The 18,968-nt window shown below is 47.2% G+C and carries 14 protein-coding genes; all 14 read right to left on the reverse strand.

The window, feature by feature from the left end; all coding sequences use genetic code 11:
• Positions 1-489: 489 nt before the first annotated feature.
• Positions 490-1,809, reverse strand: a complete 1,320-nt coding sequence (locus DW033_RS01455; protein ID WP_122382320.1) for a sigma-54 dependent transcriptional regulator — start codon at positions 1,807-1,809, stop codon at positions 490-492.
• A 50-nt stretch (positions 1,810-1,859) separates the two neighbouring features.
• Positions 1,860-3,032, reverse strand: a complete 1,173-nt coding sequence (locus tag DW033_RS01460; protein ID WP_005863017.1) for a DUF418 domain-containing protein — start codon at positions 3,030-3,032, stop codon at positions 1,860-1,862.
• 370 nt (positions 3,033-3,402) lie between these two features.
• Entirely contained in the window at positions 3,403-5,889 is a 2,487-nt protein-coding gene (locus tag DW033_RS01465) for an ATP-binding protein (protein ID WP_122382321.1), read from the reverse strand.
• A gap of 17 nt (positions 5,890-5,906) precedes the next feature.
• Positions 5,907-7,625 carry a phosphoethanolamine transferase gene (locus DW033_RS01470; RefSeq protein WP_122382322.1) on the reverse strand — a complete coding sequence of 573 codons (1,719 nt, stop codon included), beginning with the start codon at positions 7,623-7,625 and terminating at the stop codon, positions 5,907-5,909.
• 136 nt (positions 7,626-7,761) lie between these two features.
• Complete coding sequence (locus DW033_RS01475) at positions 7,762-9,438, reverse strand: sodium:alanine symporter family protein (protein WP_197735326.1); 1,677 nt, start codon at positions 9,436-9,438, stop codon at positions 7,762-7,764.
• 149 nt (positions 9,439-9,587) lie between these two features.
• A complete protein-coding gene (locus DW033_RS01480; protein WP_044544864.1) occupies positions 9,588-9,929 on the reverse strand; it encodes a hypothetical protein in 342 nt (113 codons plus the stop codon).
• A 119-nt stretch (positions 9,930-10,048) separates the two neighbouring features.
• Complete coding sequence (locus DW033_RS01485) at positions 10,049-11,047, reverse strand: glycoside hydrolase family 130 protein (protein ID WP_005857736.1); 999 nt, start codon at positions 11,045-11,047, stop codon at positions 10,049-10,051.
• Between the two features lie 19 nt (positions 11,048-11,066).
• On the reverse strand, positions 11,067-12,386 hold the full coding sequence (locus DW033_RS01490; RefSeq protein WP_057319652.1) for an MFS transporter: 1,320 nt from the start codon (positions 12,384-12,386) through the stop codon (positions 11,067-11,069).
• A gap of 52 nt (positions 12,387-12,438) precedes the next feature.
• Positions 12,439-13,323 (reverse strand): hypothetical protein, encoded by an 885-nt coding sequence (locus DW033_RS01495; RefSeq protein WP_008772435.1) that lies wholly within the window; start codon positions 13,321-13,323, stop codon positions 12,439-12,441.
• 147 nt (positions 13,324-13,470) lie between these two features.
• Positions 13,471-14,343 (reverse strand): 3-hydroxy-5-phosphonooxypentane-2,4-dione thiolase, encoded by an 873-nt coding sequence (lsrF, locus tag DW033_RS01500; protein ID WP_022192624.1) that lies wholly within the window; start codon positions 14,341-14,343, stop codon positions 13,471-13,473.
• A 69-nt stretch (positions 14,344-14,412) separates the two neighbouring features.
• Positions 14,413-15,027: a DAK2 domain-containing protein gene (locus DW033_RS01505; protein WP_008772437.1), complete on the reverse strand. Its 615-nt coding sequence runs from the start codon at positions 15,025-15,027 to the stop codon at positions 14,413-14,415.
• Positions 15,028-15,036: 9 nt separating this feature from the next.
• Positions 15,037-16,053, reverse strand: coding sequence for a dihydroxyacetone kinase subunit DhaK (locus tag DW033_RS01510; RefSeq protein ID WP_122132342.1), 1,017 nt, complete (start codon positions 16,051-16,053; stop codon positions 15,037-15,039).
• 41 nt (positions 16,054-16,094) lie between these two features.
• Positions 16,095-16,409 carry a hypothetical protein gene (locus DW033_RS01515; RefSeq protein ID WP_005857750.1) on the reverse strand — a complete coding sequence of 105 codons (315 nt, stop codon included), beginning with the start codon at positions 16,407-16,409 and terminating at the stop codon, positions 16,095-16,097.
• A gap of 18 nt (positions 16,410-16,427) precedes the next feature.
• Positions 16,428-18,875: a cytochrome c biogenesis protein CcsA gene (gene ccsA / locus DW033_RS01520; protein ID WP_022192621.1), complete on the reverse strand. Its 2,448-nt coding sequence runs from the start codon at positions 18,873-18,875 to the stop codon at positions 16,428-16,430.
• Positions 18,876-18,968 lie beyond the last annotated feature (93 nt).

Here is an 18,968-nt window from a genome sequence, read left to right on the forward strand (position 1 = left end):
GCAAAGGTACGGATTGCTCCCAAATACGAGAAGAAAAAACAGCATTCGTCTCGTTGATAGACGAATACTGAAAAATAGCCTTTCGCTCCAGAGAAATTAATTCATCATATCTCATATTTTGAGGCAAGAAAAGGGTAAAAGCAGTGTTACGATAGGGTTATAGCACGGTAAGAATGCCCATTCATGAGTACTCATAACCCTATGCACGGCCGCTCATAATGCCTAATGCGAGTATCGGCATTGGGCAATACGACCTATCGCAACAGGTTTCGCCACCTATCGTGTACAAAATCGGCCCCTTTTTCAAGAAAAAGCGTGTTTATTGCCACGCCTATCTCATTATCTTGTCACTTTCGCACGAAGGGTATGTCAACATATTCGTATAATATGAAGCAAATAGTCAGAATAAGCTTCTATTTCGCAACAGACCCATCATACAAGCCAGAGGCTCCCAATAGGCCTTAAGCACTCACATAAAACACGGAATTTTCAATCCAACTGATAAATCTTCAGCTTATTGTAAAGCGTCTTCCGGTCGATGCCCAATAACTGGGCCGCACGAGTCTTATTATTGCCGCACTCTTGGAGGGCCTTACGGATAAGGTCACGTTCATGCTCCACGTTCTTAAGCTGGATGTTGGTGTGCGAAGAGAGGTTCTCCGTCAGTTCCTCCGGGAGTTCCTTGCGGGTGATGTATCGACCGGTCGCCAATAAGGTAGCGTACTTGATAACGTTCTTCATCTGCCGCAGGTTACCCGGCCAAGAATAGGATTGGAACAATTGCATGGTATCGTTGTCGAAACCGATGATATCTTTCTGGAGCTCGCTATTCGCCAGATCGAGGAAGTGGTTGGCGAACAAGAGCAAATCCTCTTTTCGCTCTTTCAAGTCCGGGATACGGATCGTGAACTCATTGATACGATGGTACAGGTCCTCACGGAAATCTCCTTTCTCGATCGCCTGCCGCAAGTTCTCGTTCGTCGCGGATATCAAGCGCACGTTGATAGCGATCTCCTGATTGCTCCCGATCGGCTTTACCTTGCGCTCCTGTAGGGCACGCAATAGCTGAACCTGTACCTCATACGTCAGGTTCCCGATCTCATCCAAAAATATCGTACCGCCTTGAGCCGCCACAAACGCCCCAGTCTTGTTCTCGATCGCCCCCGTAAAAGAACCTTTCACGTGGCCGAAGAACTCGGAAGCCGCCAATTCCTTGGGGATAGCGCCGCAATCCACGGCGACAAACGGAGCCTTGCTACGATTACTTTGCTCGTGGATCCGACGGGCGATATACTCCTTACCGGTACCGCTAGCGCCGGTCACCAATACCGACATATCCGTCGGAGCCACCAAACGCACATGCTCATAAAGCTGGCGGGCCGCTTGGCTCTGCCCCTCGATATAAAGATCCGGGGCCGAAGAAACCGGGACTCTCGCCGGAGCCTTCTCCTCCACGTACACAAGTTCCTTGATCTTTCCCAGCAACTCATCCGGGTTCAGCGGCTTGGCAATATAATCCGCCGCCCCCAGCTTCATCGCCTGAACCGCCGTTTGTATCTCCGCATAACTGGTCATCATGATAAGGGGTAAGGAAGGATGGGTATTCTTCAGCCATTTCAATAAGTCGATCCCGTCACTATCCGGCAGGCGTAAATCCGATATAACCAAATCGAACGCTTCCTCCCCCAGCCTCCGTTTAGCATCGGAAACAGAGGACGAGGATATTACGACAAACCCTTTCTTACCCAGCCATGTGGTAAGCATCAAGGAAAAAGTTATATCATCTTCAACGATTAGAATCGACAACATACCCACTCAGATTATTTATAGTAACCACAAAGGTAAATAAATAAAACGAATCAAGAAAACATCCACGTAGCTTTACGCCATACTCCCTCGAAAGGACCTTGTTTATGATGGGCTAACCACCAGTGGCAAAAACCTAGCTGGAGAATGAAAAGAAGGATTCCTACGGCGAAGCTGGCGGTCGTCCCCAGATCGTCATACAGGGATAAACCGTATCCGAAATAGATAAAAGAGCCTACCATCGATTGCGTGAGGTAATTCGTCAAGCTCATTTTCCCGTAAGGCACAAGCCCGTGAAGCACCTTATGCGGCGCCTTCCACTGCCACAAGAAGATAAAGGAGGATACCAATACGCACATGAACGAGAAATTACGCAAGGAAGACACGATCGTGCTCATCGGGCGAAGCTCTTCGGTACGCTCCAGCAAACCGGGTAGGGAAAGGGACAGATAATAGAGGGGAATGAAACAAACTACCCCGATAACAAAGGTCCTTGTCCAAAACGTCCGGTGCTTCTCCAGATCGACAAACAATCCCTTGCGTCCCAACAACATGCCCAGCATAAAGAGAGCCGATGTCTGGAAGAAACGTCCATAGCTCCAAGCCCAGAGAAGGCTATACAGCTGCCCGTCCCACAGATTGGACTTGACCATTTCCCAAAAGCTGGTACCTTCCATATACGGATAGATCCGCATACAGTGCACCAGCCATTGTTCCTTGGATGCCACATATTCCGGATGCATCAGGGCATACATGAATTTACCCCACTCCATAGGCTGTAGCATCAAGACCACGGCGATCGCCAAGACCACCTTATTACTCAACTTGCAAACCGGTATCAACACAATACCCAAGATCGAATAAAGCACCAAGATCTCCCCCGGGAAGAACGATGCGTTGAAGCAACCGATAAAGAATAGGAGCACCAACCGCCAGAAAAAACGAAGCCGGAAGTCCTTCCCTTTCCTCGCTTGGTTATCAAACTGGATAAAGAAGCTAAAACCGAACAGCAGGGCGAAAATAGCGTACGCCTTCCCGGAAAAGAGGAAGAACAAGGTATCCCATACCCCTTTATCCAAGGCTTTCATAAAATCGGTAGTAGCCTCCGGAAAATTATACAAGTTAAAATGCTCGATATTATGCAATAGGATAATAGCCATAACGGCAAATCCTCGTAATGCGTCGACCACCTCGATACGAGGTCGGGATTGTAGTGCGTGTTCCATGATATGATTCAGTAGATTTTATTATTTCGTGGCAAAAGTAACGAAACTAAATAGAAAAAGCATCCTCGAAAGGATGCCTTTTTCTTTTGCAGACTTAAATTGAATACTCAGGACTTAATCTTTCGCCATGAATAAATTCATGACTTTTGTTTTTAACGGTTTAAATGTAGAAACGCCCACTTGCGATTTCATTAAATAGATAGCGAATATCGTGCCAAAGCCAGCGAAACGCACGATAATGAATATCTAACTACTTATCCTTTAACAAGTAATAGATAAATTTTGTTTCTATAAAGTGGAATTTTATTTCAAAAGCATGGGGAAAGGCATTCCACGGATGGGTATTTATTCCACACCGGATTCCACAAGATTACCCGATGGCGGACTCCGCATCCTTCACGATAGCAAGCGCTTGCTCGATTACCTCGCCCAGCAGGTGGTACCAGCCGGAATCGGTCAGTTCCTCATCATTCTTCTCCAAGATCCGCAGGTGTTGTACCAATGAATTGGCCCCCAGCATCGTGAACAGGGGAATCAACTTATGAGATATCCGGGAGGCTTCCTCCCGGTCTTTTCCCTCTAACGCATCCCGAAGTAAGTCGATGCTCTTGCGGGTTTCCTCCGAGAAGGTTTTCAGTATAGAGGCTGAGGCCTCCGGATCCTCTCCGGCAAAAGCGGTCAACGAAGAGAAATTCAACTCGCTCCTTGCCTCCAGATGGAGTGTCAGCAACTCATTCAGCAAGGAGATTAATTGGGCGGCGGTAAACGGCTTGTTCAAGAAACCCGTGAAACCAGCCTCCAGATAATGCTCGTGCTCCTTGGCGATACTGGCAGATAGGGCGATCACCGGGATCTCATCCGTTCCGGGGATACCGGACGTACGTATCCGCTCCAGTAAATGATAGCCATCCAGCGTCGGCATCTGTATATCGGTGATAATGGCGTTGAATACGGTGTTCCGCAATAGCTCGAGGACGTTATGCGGATTCGTACAACCTACCACCTGCACGTGACTCTGCTTCAAGAGTTCCTCCGTCAAGGCCAGTTGTAGAGGATCGTCATCTACCAGAAGACAATAGACATCTTGCCCCTCAAACAAGGGTAAAGCCTCGGCCTCACCAGCATCCGGAGCCTCCGCCGTTACGTCCGGCAAAGATTGATTATCGGCCAAGGGAAGAGGTAGCAAGATCGTGAAATCACTGCCTTTCCCCGGGGTACTATCCAAAGCAAGCGTACCGTTCATCAAGGACAGAAGCTTACGGGTGATGGAGAGGCCCAGACCGAAACCTTCCACCTCTTCCGTATCGGCAAGGCGAGTAAACTCCCCGAATATCCGCTCTTGTTCCTCTTTCGGGATGCCCGGACCGGAATCGCTTACGGTAATTGATAATTGAAAATTAATAATTGAAAGTTTTTGGAGGGAGACAAGTAAAACGACTCGCCCCGCTTCCGTGAACTTGATAGCGTTAGATAAGAGGTTTCCTACGACCTGCCGGATACGGATCGGGTCGCCCATATAAACTTGCCCAGTCTCCTCAGGTTTCAGGTTCAAGACAAACCGCAAGCCTTTCGCCTCCGCTATCGGCTGGAAGCTGGTATAGATCTCATCGAACAAGACTGGGACACGGAAGGGAACGCTATGCACCTCCATCTCGCCGGACTCCAACCGCTGGAAATCCAACAGGTCGTTCACCAAGGAAAGGATATGATCCGAGGAACCTTTCATGTTCTCCAAATAATATTGCTGACGCTCGTCCGGATGGCGGCGTAGCAAAAGCTCGATATATCCGATGATGGAAGAAAGCGGAGCCCGTATATCGTGGCTGATCGTCAACATCAGCTTCTCACGGCTTCGCAATAAGCTCTCGGCGACCTGTTTCGCCTTTTCCAGTTGCATACGGTAATATTTACTTCGTGAGATATCCCGTGAGATAAAGAAGAGGAACAGAAAGGCGATTACCACGGAGACGATCGCGATTCCGGCGATCAAATGGGAGGTCTCCCTTAATAGTACCTGCTTCTTATAGACCCTTTCCAGCGACGCCTCCATCTCCTCCTCCTCGATATTACGGAGCATCTGGTTGATCTCCCGGGTAATCACGCTATTGTTATACCGTAAGTTAGAGGCCCTTTCCAACAACTGATCCATCAGTTGTTGCCGTTGCCAAGCCACACTGTCTTGGATGCTTTTCAGCACGCTGACAATTGTATCGGTCGGATTATAAGCGTTCACCAACGTATCGGTAACGATCTCCCGGGTCGTGTTCACCACGATGCTGGTATCTTCCTTGCCGGGAGAGAACACGTCGGCCAAACGCTTGAAGAATCCCCGCTTCTTACGGGGAACTACCACCGTATCTTGCTTGACCTCTACCCGCTCTTGTACCTGCACCTCGTTTACGATCGTATCCCGGACGGCAATTATTTTCTCAATATTCTCCGTATAAAGACGCTCCGTGTTCGCTTCCTGCCAAGTCTCAAGCAAACGACGGGTATTCCATCGCTTACGCTCCAGCAGTATGTCGATCGTATCTATTTTCAGGAGTTGCATGGAGTCCGTCACCAAGGTCCTCAACGAATCCATGTTATTATGGGCCTTATTCAACGTACGATTGAAGTGGCGGAACTCGTTCTGGGGCATGCCTACCAACTGCCCCAACGCCTCGCTTTCATAGAGCAAGGAGAGCGTATTGGTGACCAAGTACACCTTCCGGCGTGCCTGATGATCCGGCTCGTCCTCCTCGGCCACTTTCTCTACTATATTATAAATGTAAGCGACCGAGCAGACCGCAATGGTAATCAGCAAAATATAGCCTAATATCACCTTGCTAGTAATATGTCCGCTTTGTTCTTTCATATACGGTTGAGATCAGTCTAATTCCTATCATAAGCGATATCCCATTTATCCATCATCTCAAAATCCTGCTTTTTTAAGCCGACTTTCCAAAATGGGATCGGGTCGTCATGGTCTCCCAGATACATACGGTCACGTACCTTGAAGGCACGATTCGTTAAGGCAAACGTGGAATCGGCCACCGGAGTCCGCACACCGGCTATATCAAGCATCGTATGGAATACGCTGTTCGTGCTAACCGGATAAGTCTCGTGTGCCTGCGCTTCCAGATATTTCTGGGGATATGACTCCCGGTAAGCCTTCGAGAACCAGATCACATACGGGATATGCAACTGGTAATAGGTCGGTATCGGAGACGCATGCAGATAACGGGCTCTGGAATCATCGAAGATATCCTCTCCATGATCGCTTAAGTAAAGCATGGATGCCGGAGCATTTGTCTTCGCCAACATATCCACGATTTCCCCCAGCACGTAATCTGTATAGTGGATGGAATTATCATAAGCGTTCCGTAACTCCTTTTTATACGAGGCACGAATTCCCTCCGCCTTATCCGGCCTATAGAAACGGAACTCCTTCGGATAACGTTCATGGTAATTAAAATGCGAGCCATAAGTATGAAGTACTACGAAAAGATTACCGTCCTCTTTATCCAGTTCCTTCTTTAGATAAGGCAGGATCGCCGCATCGTGCAAGGAGGTTAGCGTAGAACCCGTATTAAATGCACTCATATCGATAAAGGTATCTGCCTCCCGGTAAAAAGCGCCGATCATCGAGGTCGTTAGTTTCTGGTTGGCGATCACGAGCGTACGGAAACCAGCCTCTTTGAAAGCGGTCACGATACTTTTCTCGTCGTAAAGGACTCCATAATTCTCGGCGCTGGCAGCGGACAGGATAATGGGGACACTTTTATGCGTATTATTCGATTGCGTCACCACATCCGTGAAATGCACCAATCCGTCTAAAGCCTCCATACGGGGAGTCGTCTTGCGCTCGTATCCGTAAAGGCTCCATTCCATAGCACGGGAGGTCTCTCCCACTACCAAGACGTAGATCTCCCGTTTTCCCTCCGCTTGCTCCGGCTTAGTGGCGTCGAACTTAAAGTCGGCGGAAGTAATATGATACTTGCTGTTCCTCTCCGCCTTATTTATGGCGAAATATAAATTGTATAGGGCGTTAGCCGGATATACATCGTCCTTCCATGAGAACCGGTGATCTTGCGAAGGAGACAGGAAGCAAAGGAGCAAACCCACGACAAACACGCCTAGGCTGATCTTGGCCCATTTCTTCCGGAAAGGATTTCGCAGTTTCTCTTTCTGCCGTATCGAACGACAAGCGAGCACCAGCGTAGGTAATGTATAGAAAAAGAATACGCAACCGATCACCAGAATGATATTCCCCAATAACTCACTAGCCTCGGAAGCGTTCGAGCTGGTAAGGTTCAAATACATATCAACCGCTATCACGGACTGTCCGAAAAGATACAGAAGCACCAACTGCCCCCCATCTAATATAACCTTCGGCAACAGGCACCAAACCACGATCCCCGGTTTACGGGCCACTAATAAAACACACATCCAAAAGGCCAAAGGTATCAGCAACGAGGCGATACCGACCGTGACGGGAAGCGGTTCCGTAAAAAAGAACACACAGTTTGGGATGATAAATAACAGGGCAAATAAGAAATATAAATGCTCCTGTGAAGATATCCAGCGTATTAACCTTGTAAAATACTTCATTCAATCAAAACTTTGCCAACTCTCAATCATTACTCTTCTCAACTAATACCCAGAACCTGAAATTCCGGCAATTGGCAAAGATAGGCGTTATTAAACACATACAAAGCGTATTATACACAAAAAATGTTATTGACATTCATAACTTCTCTTTCATCCGTCGCCAATACTCATTGACAGAGCTTTTCACTTCCTTATGTAACAGCAAGATACCAATCAAGTTCGGGAGCGTCATCAAAGCCACGGTGATACCGGATAATGTCCAAACAATAGTAGTATCCGTGAACGAGGCCAAGAAAAATCCGACAATATAGATTACGTGGTAAATACGGACATATTTCGTTCCCCAAAGATAGGTCACCGCCCGATCACCGTAGTAAGACCATGCTATCGTTGTAGAAAACGCAAACAACAACAGGGAAAACGGAATAATAAACTGCCCCCAATCCCCTAAAAAACCTTTCTTAAACGCCTCCGTAGACAAGGGGGCGGAATGAAGCAGCGACTTACCGGTTAAATACACCGCACGCTCTTTATTCATAGGTAATTCGATACGTCCGTCACGTACAGAGAGCGTACCACTAAACAACACCTCCTTCCCTTCCTTGACCCGCACGCTATCCGCAAAGGAACGTGCGTGTAGTAACGTTATATCCGTATTTAGGATCTGTCCGTTCCGGACCTCCAAGGAGCCTGTATAAAAAGGCAGGGGCTTATTCCCTAGTACATGCTCCGACACTGCGGATTTACCGTCCGGGTCCGATTCATGATAAGCACCGGACAAGACTACCGTATCCGCCTGCTGAAACTTATTCTCAAACTTTTTCAGCCAAGTACCGGATGACAATAGAACCAAGCCGGTTATCGAACAAATCACGATCGTATCGATGAACGGCTCCAATAAAGCGACCATACCCTCGGATACCGGCTCTTCCGTCTTGGCTGCCGCATGAGCGATCGGAGCGGAACCTTGCCCCGCCTCATTCGAGAATAATCCACGGTTCACACCTCGGTTAAAAGCCCAGACAACCGTCGCTCCTAAGAAACCACCCGTAGCCGCCGTACCGGAAAAGATATTCGAGAAAACAGAGATAAACGAAGGTAGGATATGCTGGTAATTATAGGCCAATATGCTGAAGGCACCGAGCAGATAGACGACCGCCATAAAAGGTACCAACTTCTCGGTAACCTGCGCTATACGCTTGATTCCCCCGATCACGATCAATCCCAGCAAGACCGATAAAACCGCCCCGGTAATATATTGCTGAATACCGAACGCCGAAAACATGGCGTTCGAGATGCTATTTACCTGTGGCAGACTACCCGTACCGAAAGAGGAGAAAATAGTAGCGACCGCAAAAAGTCCCGCCAACCAACGCATATGCAAACGATGCTTCATATAATACATCGGACCGCCGGAAATCGTACCATCTTCCGTCTGCTCACGATACTTATGGGAAAGGGTGACCTCTACCATCTTGGTAGTCATACCCAAGAACGCCGTCATCAACATCCAAAACAAGGCAGAAGGACCACCTAGATGTATGGCCAGAGCGACACCGGCGATATTACCGGTCCCCACCGTGCCCGAAAGAGCAGTTGCCAACGCTTGGAAATGGGAGGTATCTCCTATGTCTTGCTTATTGTCGTACTTCCCCCGCACGACCTTGATCGCATGCCCGAAAAAGCGCAATTGCGGAAACCGAAGATAGACCGTAAAGAACAATCCGGTTCCCAGTAATAGAAAAACAAACCATTGTGATCCTCCAAAATGAGCGTCAATAAGGGATAGTAAGTTATTCAACTCTTGCATCATCTGCCTACATTTTTAAATAATGATGCCGCAAGTTAAGAATAATAAAACAAAAAGCAACCTTACAAGCTTTTGTTTTTCATTTTAGACTTACAAGATTGCTTTTTCACAATCAAAAAGATACTATCACACAATAAAATTATATTTATCTCCTATATTTTCTGGAGGATAGCGATAAACTCATCATTCGTAATGTCTAGCTCCGGCTCTTTGTAATTGACATAATCCTCAAAATAGTCGCTGGCGATATCGGCTACGATCTCCCCTCCGTCCAAGCCATACGAGGAAACTAGTTTCTCCACCCGGTTACGTATCTGGCGAATCACCTGTAAACGATCCTCATAACGATCTGGCTTCTCCTGATCAGTGACGTGCTCATTCCGGGCGATCAAGTAAACTACCGTATAAAATTTCTCCATGCTCCCGAAAACAGGGACAAACAAGGCTTTCTTCTCCTCGGGCAGATCTGCCAAAAACTGTTGTATCTTTGTCATAACTCTTACTCTTTTACCTAATAAAAAAAACAATATACTTTTTGTTCTAAAACAATATACTTTCGTGTGTAAAAGTATATTGTTTCGACAACAAAAGTATATTGTTCTTCTCGAGTCTGTTAAATGATAGAATTCTTCTTCGTAAAGTCCAAAATCTCATCAATATAGCCAAAAGCCAATCCTGTTACCGTATCCGCGCAGCCGTAATAGATAGCGATACGTTTCGTCTCCGGATCATGCAAGGCGGCACAGGGAAAGACTACGTTCGGAACGTCTCCCATGCACTCGTAATCCTTTTGCGGGGACAACAAATAAGGTCCGGAGCGGAATTTCACTTTCCAAGGTTGCTCCAAATCCAAGATAGCGGAACCGAAGCTATACACATACCCGTTGCAAGAACGAAGCACGCCGTGGTAAATCAATAACCAGCCCTCGGAAGTCTCGATAGGGATAGGGCCCGCACCGATCTTCGTACACTGCCAAGCGCTATCCTCGAACGCAGCCGGAGACATCACGTGGCGATGTTTACCCCAGAAACACATATCCGGAGACTCGCTATAGAATATATCGCCGAACGGAGTATGACCGTTGTCGCTCGGACGGCTCAACATGGCGAAGTTTCCGTTAATCTTACGAGGGAACATCACGCCATTACGGTTGAAAGGCAGATAAGCGTTCTCCAGCTGATGGAAGGTCTCGAAATCGAACGTGTAAGCCACGCCGATCGTCGGGCCATGATAACCGTTACACCAAGTCACATAGTAACGATCCTCGATAAAACATACACGGGGGTCGTAGGCGTAAACAAACTCGCCGATCTCCTTGTCGTCGCACTCAAACTCGAGTTTTGTCTCGGAGATACTCCAATGAATGGCATCTGCGCTAAAACCTACGTGCAAACGCATCCGGCGATTCGTATCGTCGCAACGGAACACACCGGCATAACCACCTTTGAAAGGGACAACAGCACTGTTGAACACGCTGTTCGATGTCGGAAGGATATCACGAGGAATCACCGGGTTCTTCGAATATCTCCACAATACTTCTTTGCTACCCTCGGGACGATCTTCCCAAGGCATATCAGGCAGCGGAGCGCCTACGATTTTCAAATTATCCATAACTAATCCTATTAAAATATTACTGTACTAACTTATTACCTTTATCGTCATACGTGAACGGTACGAAATAGGCTACCAAGAATGAAGGGATCATCGCCAGCAAGGTCACGATAAAAAAATACTTATAACCTAGCCAGTCGCTCACGAAACCGCTCATCATTCCCGGAAGCATTACGCCAAGGTTCATGATACCTGAGGCGAACGCATAATGCGCCATCTGATGCTTGCCCGGAGCTACCTGTTGCATCATAAACAGCATCAAGCCCACGAAACCGAATCCATAGCCAAAATACTCGAATACGATGGCGGAAGCGATAATGAGACCATTATCAGGCTGGAAACACGCCAAGAACGTGTATACCAAAAACGGTATATTGAAACAACAACAAAGCGTAAACAATACCTTTTGCAATCCCTTGGCCGAGATATAATATCCACCAAGCAAAGAACCCAGCACGAACGCCGCCGCCCCAAACGTACCATAATACAAACCGATTTCTTGCTCCGTTAGTCCTAATCCTTGATCAGCTATCGGAGCTTTCAAGAACAAAGGTACGATCTTTATCACGAAACCCTCGGCAAAACGATACAATATGATGAAACAGATATACCACACGATATACTTCTTCGTGAAGAACTCCTTGAAGACCAGCCATAGCTCAGCCATACTTTCCTTCAACGAATGTTCTCTGGTAGCGGCTTTCCCACCCGAAGGCAACATCTTCATATGATAAAAACCAAGCAGGATCATGATCGTACCGCAAAGCAACATAACGATCATCCAAGCGTATATCACGGCCTCTTTCTCCAATCCTATCCCGGTAAAATATTGCATCATATAACCCGCCAGATAAACCAGACCACCCGTGGCTACGATCTTCGCCAAATTGTAAAACGCACCTTGCCAACCGATATATTTGGCTTGATCCTCCGGCGAGAGCTCTTTCATATAAACGCCATCCGTTGCCACGTCATGCGTAGCCCCGCTAAGCGCTATAATACCTAATAATGCGATAGATAGAGCAAAGAAACTCGGCAAGTTTAACGCCAAGGCCACTAAACCGAATAAGCAACCGGATAACAACTGGGTCAATACGACAAAGAATTTCTTAGTACGATACATTTCCAAAAACGGGCTCCATAAAGGCTTTAAGGTCCAAGGTAACATGATAACCGAGGTCCATAACGCAATCTGGGCATCCGATATATCCAATCCCTTAAACATGAGTACGGTAACCATGTTCAGCACTACAAAAGGCAATCCCATAGCAAAATAGACACTAGGGACCCAAGTCACAGGGTTTCGACGTTTAGTAGCATTCGTGTTTTTCTCTTCCATGCTTTATTTAGAATTTAGGTGTACAAATATAATTAATAATCCGGATATATCTTTAATCGATCGGACAAATAGAGGAGATCATCCCGAAGGTAGCGTTATCATTCAAATCCCAGACCATCTTTCCGGCTCCGTTTATCTCGATCAACTGCGGGTAATGTCCTTTCGCAGCCTCTCCGTCATGGCCTTGCCAGTTACAGATATACAAACCACCGTCCCGTTTAGGGAGCAACTGGGCAACAAAGAAAAGCTGGGCTCCCTCGATATCGTTCGCATTCACCTTGCGAACGATATCTCCGGTCTCGAAATTCAGCTCTATGAAGCAATGGGCATCACCGCAAGCGACCAGATAATTACCGTTATCCAACGCAGCCACGCTAAACGGGTTACCGTCTACTTTCACGCTTTTCAGCAATTGACCGGACGGGGATATTTCCCGGATCTCGGAGGTAGCGAACAAGGGCACTAGATAATTGCCCCGCTTATTCTTGTTTACTTGACGGAATTGTGCATGGGGTTGCTCAATTCGGGTATCGAAATCTGTTTTCGACAGGATCTCTCCTTTTGCGTTCACTTCCATGATCGTAGCCGGGTTTCCACACCACGCCAATAAATAATTACCGTTGGAAAGTACACGGGCTGTCTGCATCTCACACCCTTCCGGAGCGGAGATATTCCAGACCTCCTCATGATCCCGGGTGATTAGCTTTGCCCCTTTCGAATAGGAAAAAAGGATATTCCGATCGGGAGTAACAGCTACGGAATTACATTCCCATCCTTTTTCCAAGGGATGCTCCCATTCAATTTCTTTCGTGTTCTTGTTTACGATGGCGATCTTGTCCCAGCCGGAACCGCCTAATAAAAGATGATGCGACGCCTCATGACATGCGGAACATACGAGTAGCAGGCATGCGGATAATATAAAAGTATAGATTTTCATGGTATATAATAATGTACTAATTAGATAATATGCCAATTATAGCAGGATGGACACATGGGATCCACCCTGCAAAAAAAGATCATGTGTGTTGTATTCGCATTGGCATATTGACACATTTAGCGAAACGACACATTGGTTCATTCTTCTTTATTTCGCTAAGTCACGGAACAACTCATATCCCTGATTAGGCGTGATACCTTGATGCACGACCGCATGAACCGCCTGGATCATGGCGACAGGAGAAGTACTCTGGAATACATTACGTCCCATATCCACGCCGGCCGCACCGTCGTTAATCGCATTATAACATAATTCCAACGCCTCTTTCTCCGGTAATTTCTTACCACCGGCGATTACCACGGGAACCGGGCAAGCGGCGGCTACCTTCTCGAAGCCCTCACAATAGTAGGTCTTCACGATATTAGCGCCATTCTCCGCACAGATACGGGAAGCCAGACCGAAATAACGAGCGTCTCGAGCCATTTGCTTACCAACGGCGGTAACACCCATTACCGGGATATTGTAACGGCTAGCCTTATCGACCGCCTTATATAAGTTAGCCACAGTCTTAGCCTCATGCGCCTCGTCGCCGATAGCCAACATAACCGCCATGGCGGAGACGTTCATACGGATAGCGTCCTCTATATCGATCAATACATTATCATTCAAATCCGTAAGGATAGACGTTCCAGCGTCCGAACGAAGACAAATCGGTTTCGTCGTATTCGCAGGGATCGTAGATTGCAGGATACCACGGGTACACATCAAGCAATCCGCATATTCAATCAAAGGAACGATATTCAAGTCGATACGCTCCAGACCGGAAGTCGGCCCCATGATGAAACCATGGTCAAAAGCAAGCATAACCGCCTTGCCTGTCTTCGGGTTGAAGATACGGGATAAACGGTCTTTCATACCCCAAGGTAAGTTCTCGGCTCCCTTCACATGGAAACTCTGGTTCTCACAATTGATGCCTAAACCGAAGTCCGCACCTTCTCTTAAATCATCTAAATCTGCCATATTTATTATTCGTTATATTATTATATTTTATAGAGACGGGGCACGCCCCGTCTCACGCTGTGTATTATTTTATAGCGCCTCAGCAAAAGAAGCGAACATACAGCTCCAAGAAGTAGCCCCGCTATCAGCGAAACCAATCGAACGCTCGCCATAGTTACGGGCACGGCCAAAGTTAGCTTTCATCGGTACCGTAGCCTCCGCTCCTTCAAGCGCCGCTTTAGCGCCGGCGTTCAAGACCACCTTGATATCATCCGACGTACAAGCCTGCATAGCCTCCACCGCCGGGATCAAGGCATCCATCATCGTCTTGTCGCCTCGTTTCGCTTGGGTTTGTTGTTGCACATTCGCCAAGCCACCGGCGAACATAGCTTTCACGCCTGCGGCATCCAACTCGGTTCCCTCTGCATGATCGCTCATGCCCAAGAAGAAAGCGCCGAGCAAGGTACTTGTCGATCCGCTCACTTCCATCATCACGTCCATACCCATATCACCAAGCATTTGCTTGAACTCCGTTCCAGACTGAGCGCTTTTATTCACGGCAGTCATAGCGGCAACGATAGCGGTACCATGATCTCCATCCCCGATTACGGCATCCAATTTAGAAAATTCCTCCTCACGTGCCTTGATCTGTTTCAGCGCATTGTCTAACATGGCCTTGAAGGCCTCGATAGTAAGTTGTTTCATGTATATTATTTATTTACCTAGGGTTGTCCAATAAGGTGCGTCCGCACGTTTGTTATTCAAATAATCGATATGATCCTCATCCAAGATCGCCATGATCATCTGGAATCCGGCTTGCTCCTGTACGGTCAAGATCTCTTGGATACGGCTTACCACCACCTGCAAGCCACGAGCCTCTAATTCCTTATAAGCCTTGCGGAAGATGATATTCAATTCCATATGGGTAGTAGCGCCTACGCCGTTAATGATCAATAACATCTTATCACCGGCTTTTGGCTGTAACTGCTGGCAAAGTAGGTCTACCATCTCCGCTGCCGTATCATCGGCGGATACCAACGGTTTCTGTCCACCACCGCCTTCGCCATGCTGGCCCATACCGATCTCCATGATTCCATCGGGAAGATTCGTGATCGTACCTCCGTTCTGGGGATGCGTACAAGAACGCATAGCGACAGCTAAGGTAGCCACGTTCTTATTATAGCGTTCACCCATCTCAATCAACTCGTCTAAAGACTTCCCTTCCTCGGCGGCGGCACCTAATATCTTATACAAAGGAACACAACCGGCCAAGCCACGGCGATCATCTACATTCGCCCCTATACCTGCGCTGATATCATCATGCGTAAGTAATTTCTTCACCTTGATACCCTTACGAGCAGCCAACTGGCAAGCCATATTAGCGCTCATCACGTCGCCGGAATGGTTCAATACGACCAGCAAGATCCCGGCCTCACGATCCATCAATTGCAGTGCCTGAAACAAACGTTGGGCACCCGGAGCGGCGAATACGTCACCCACGACGGAGCAATCCAACATGCCCTCTCCTACGAAACCGCTCAAGGCAGGCTCATGACCGGAACCGCCTAAGGTAACGATCGCTACCTTATCATTGCCTTTCGGGTTAGCACGTACGACGATATTCTCAGCCGCCAACTTTACTTGATTCGGATACGCTAACGCATAACCTTCCAATAACTCAGCCGTAATATTCTCAGGATCATTTATGAATTTTGTCTTGATGTCTGACATGGTATTATCCTCCTTTAGATTTATAAATTTTGATTTACGAATTATTTTAGTTCCATGATCTCGATAGCGATACCTTCTTCCTCGATGAAAGCGATCGTCAAGTGCTCGTCGCAAACAGCCGGGCCGAAGATTACCTTCTTACCTTCCAACTCTTTTTCCAAACAAGGAACCGTATAAGCGATATGGCCATTGGTCTGTACCAACTCCGGTAAGCAGCTGCCTTTCTCGAATTTCAAGAACTCGATCCGGTTCGGACTCTTGCTGTAATCCGTCAACCATACACTCAGGCCTTCGTTATAAACCGCCCCTTCTTTACTTTCCGTAGTGACAATTCCTACGTGATTAAATGTTCTCATGATCTATTCAATTTATAGTTAGACAATTATATTATTAAAATTCGTTCTCTTCCGATAGGATATAAAGCCAGCCCCCAATACTAGGATGATCGACAGATAAAGATAAATAAATATCCCGTTCACGTTGTCATTCTGGCCATAAGAGTGCATGCCACTCAAGAAATAATTCACACCGAAGAAGGTCATCAACACCGAATAGAAGGCCAAGATAGACGTAAAATTAAACAACCACAGGTTATTGCATTTCGGTATCAAGCGGAGATGCGTCACGATCGCATATATCACCATCGTAATCAACGCCCACGTCTCCTTCGGGTCCCAGCCCCAATAACGTCCCCACGACTCATTCGCCCAGACCGCTCCCAAGAAAGTACCGATCGTCATCAGGGCCAATCCGATCCAAAGTGACATCTCGTTCACGATACTCAATTCTCGTACCCGTTCTTTGAGCATCACGCTGTTCTTCTCCCCGCTTACGCTCATCATCACCAGATTCGTCAAGCCGATCAGACAGCTAATACCGAAGAAACCGTAAGCTCCCACGATAACCGCCACATGGAACATCAACCATGGGGATTTCAAGACCGGAACCAGCGGATTGATCTGCGGGTCCATCCAACTCAAGCCGGACACGAACAAGATGATCCCCCCGAATAAAGTAGCCAACGCAAACGTAAGCGTACTCTTGCGTACGAACAACAACCCGGCGAACACCGTAGCCCAAGCCACATAAATCATCGTCTCGTACGAATTGCTCCAAGGGGCGTAACCTGCGATATACCACCGCATTCCCATCCCATACATATGGAAAACGAATACGGCCAAAATGCCCAGACTCAATAACCAAGTCATATAGGTAACCCATTTTTCCTTCTTGAATAAGGCCACGAAAGCGAAGACCAGCAACAAGCCTCCCAAAATCAAGTACCCTTTCTTACATTGCCGGAATACATCCATTTGATTATATTTAATCTCGGCCTGTATTTTCTCAGGGCGAATGTCTACCGTCTTATTCTTGGCTTGCTGATACGTATGGATCATTCCGATTACCTCGTCCGCTTTCTCCCAATCACCACTCTTCAATCCTTCCTGTACCTCCGATAAATACCAGCCCATAATGTGGGTAACGAACATGGAGTCCTTTCCGGAAAACGCCGATAAATCATCGCCCGGCGCATACCATTTGTGATCCGGGTCGTCCTCTTTCGGGAAAAGGTTTAACATCTGGTAATTGATCAATTGATGGAAGATATTTACCTGCTCATCCAGCTTGATCAAGTCTTTATCGAAGCGGGTACGCTCCGCTGGCATTTTATTGTAGGCCTCTTCCAGCTTCTCTTGCAATTTATAGCGTCCGTTACTATCGAATACCTCTATATAGGCGCAATCCTTATCCGTAAGGTCGTAATAATTAGCCAGCTCACTATTAGACAAGGCGATAAACGGCACCCGGACCCACATATCCGGCATAGCCAAGACACTCAACAAGAACTGATCAGAGTTCAAGGAACCGAACTGATCCGATTTATGCAACTTTCGCAGTACCTCGGAAGAAAATGTATTGATCGGCAACATACGTCCGCTTACCGATTGGATCGGCAACGCACCGAACTTAGCGGCGTGTTCCGGACTTATCGCATATTTCTGTATGGCCTCCTTCATCTCGGGAGCGGCTGCACCTTGCGCCCGCAAGCCCCCTACGGAAAGAAGAATCGCTACTAACAGGGTCGTTTTACGAGCGCCCGATCTTAAATCTTTCAACTGTCGGCTTAATTTCATGAAACGGGAGTTTTTACCTACCAAGCAAAGTATAAAGCCGATCACTAAAATCACGTAGCCGGTATACGTAATATTCCTTCCGGCCACATCTCGGTTCACGGAAAGTACCGTTCCTTGCTCATCCGGGTCATAGGAGGCTTGGAAGAAGCGATAGCCTTTCACGTCTAATACATTATTCATATATACCCGGGCATGGCGAGTCTGTCCATCTACATGTACCAGCAACTCACTCTCATAAGCAGAGGGACTGGCAGAGCCGGGATAGCGGGTTAAGGTAAATTTCACGAGTTCTACGCTAAAAGGAAGCGTATGATAGAGAGTCTGGTCCGAGGTACGGATCATGATACGATCGCTAGCCTCTCCCTCACGCAGGTGAAGGATTCCTTCCTCGCCGAAAAGGTGGGAAATAAGGGCACCCAGAAGGATGACAATAAAGGCGGCATGGGTGACCATCAATCCCCATCTACGCCGCTTAAGTAACTGGTGCTTGATAACGATAGCCACGAAATTGGCTACCAATAAGAATTGGAGTAAGAAAAATACAGGAGAATAGTAAATCATCGCTTTAGCGGCGGCAGTACCATGATACTTCTCAATAAAAGTAGCGATAGCCAAGCCAAAGGCGTAGATCAATAGAAGGACGATAGTCGTCACAGAAGAAGAGATAAATCTTTCTAGAGTTTTCATTTGCTCATTTATTAATAACACTGATGCGACAAATGTACGCAGATTAATCATTTTTGAAAGAATCGGCGATTAATTTGCCGCATCCATGTTATC

The sequence above is a fragment of the Parabacteroides sp. AF39-10AC genome, assembly GCF_003635405.1.
Taxonomy (GTDB): Bacteria; Bacteroidota; Bacteroidia; order Bacteroidales; family Tannerellaceae; genus Parabacteroides; species Parabacteroides distasonis.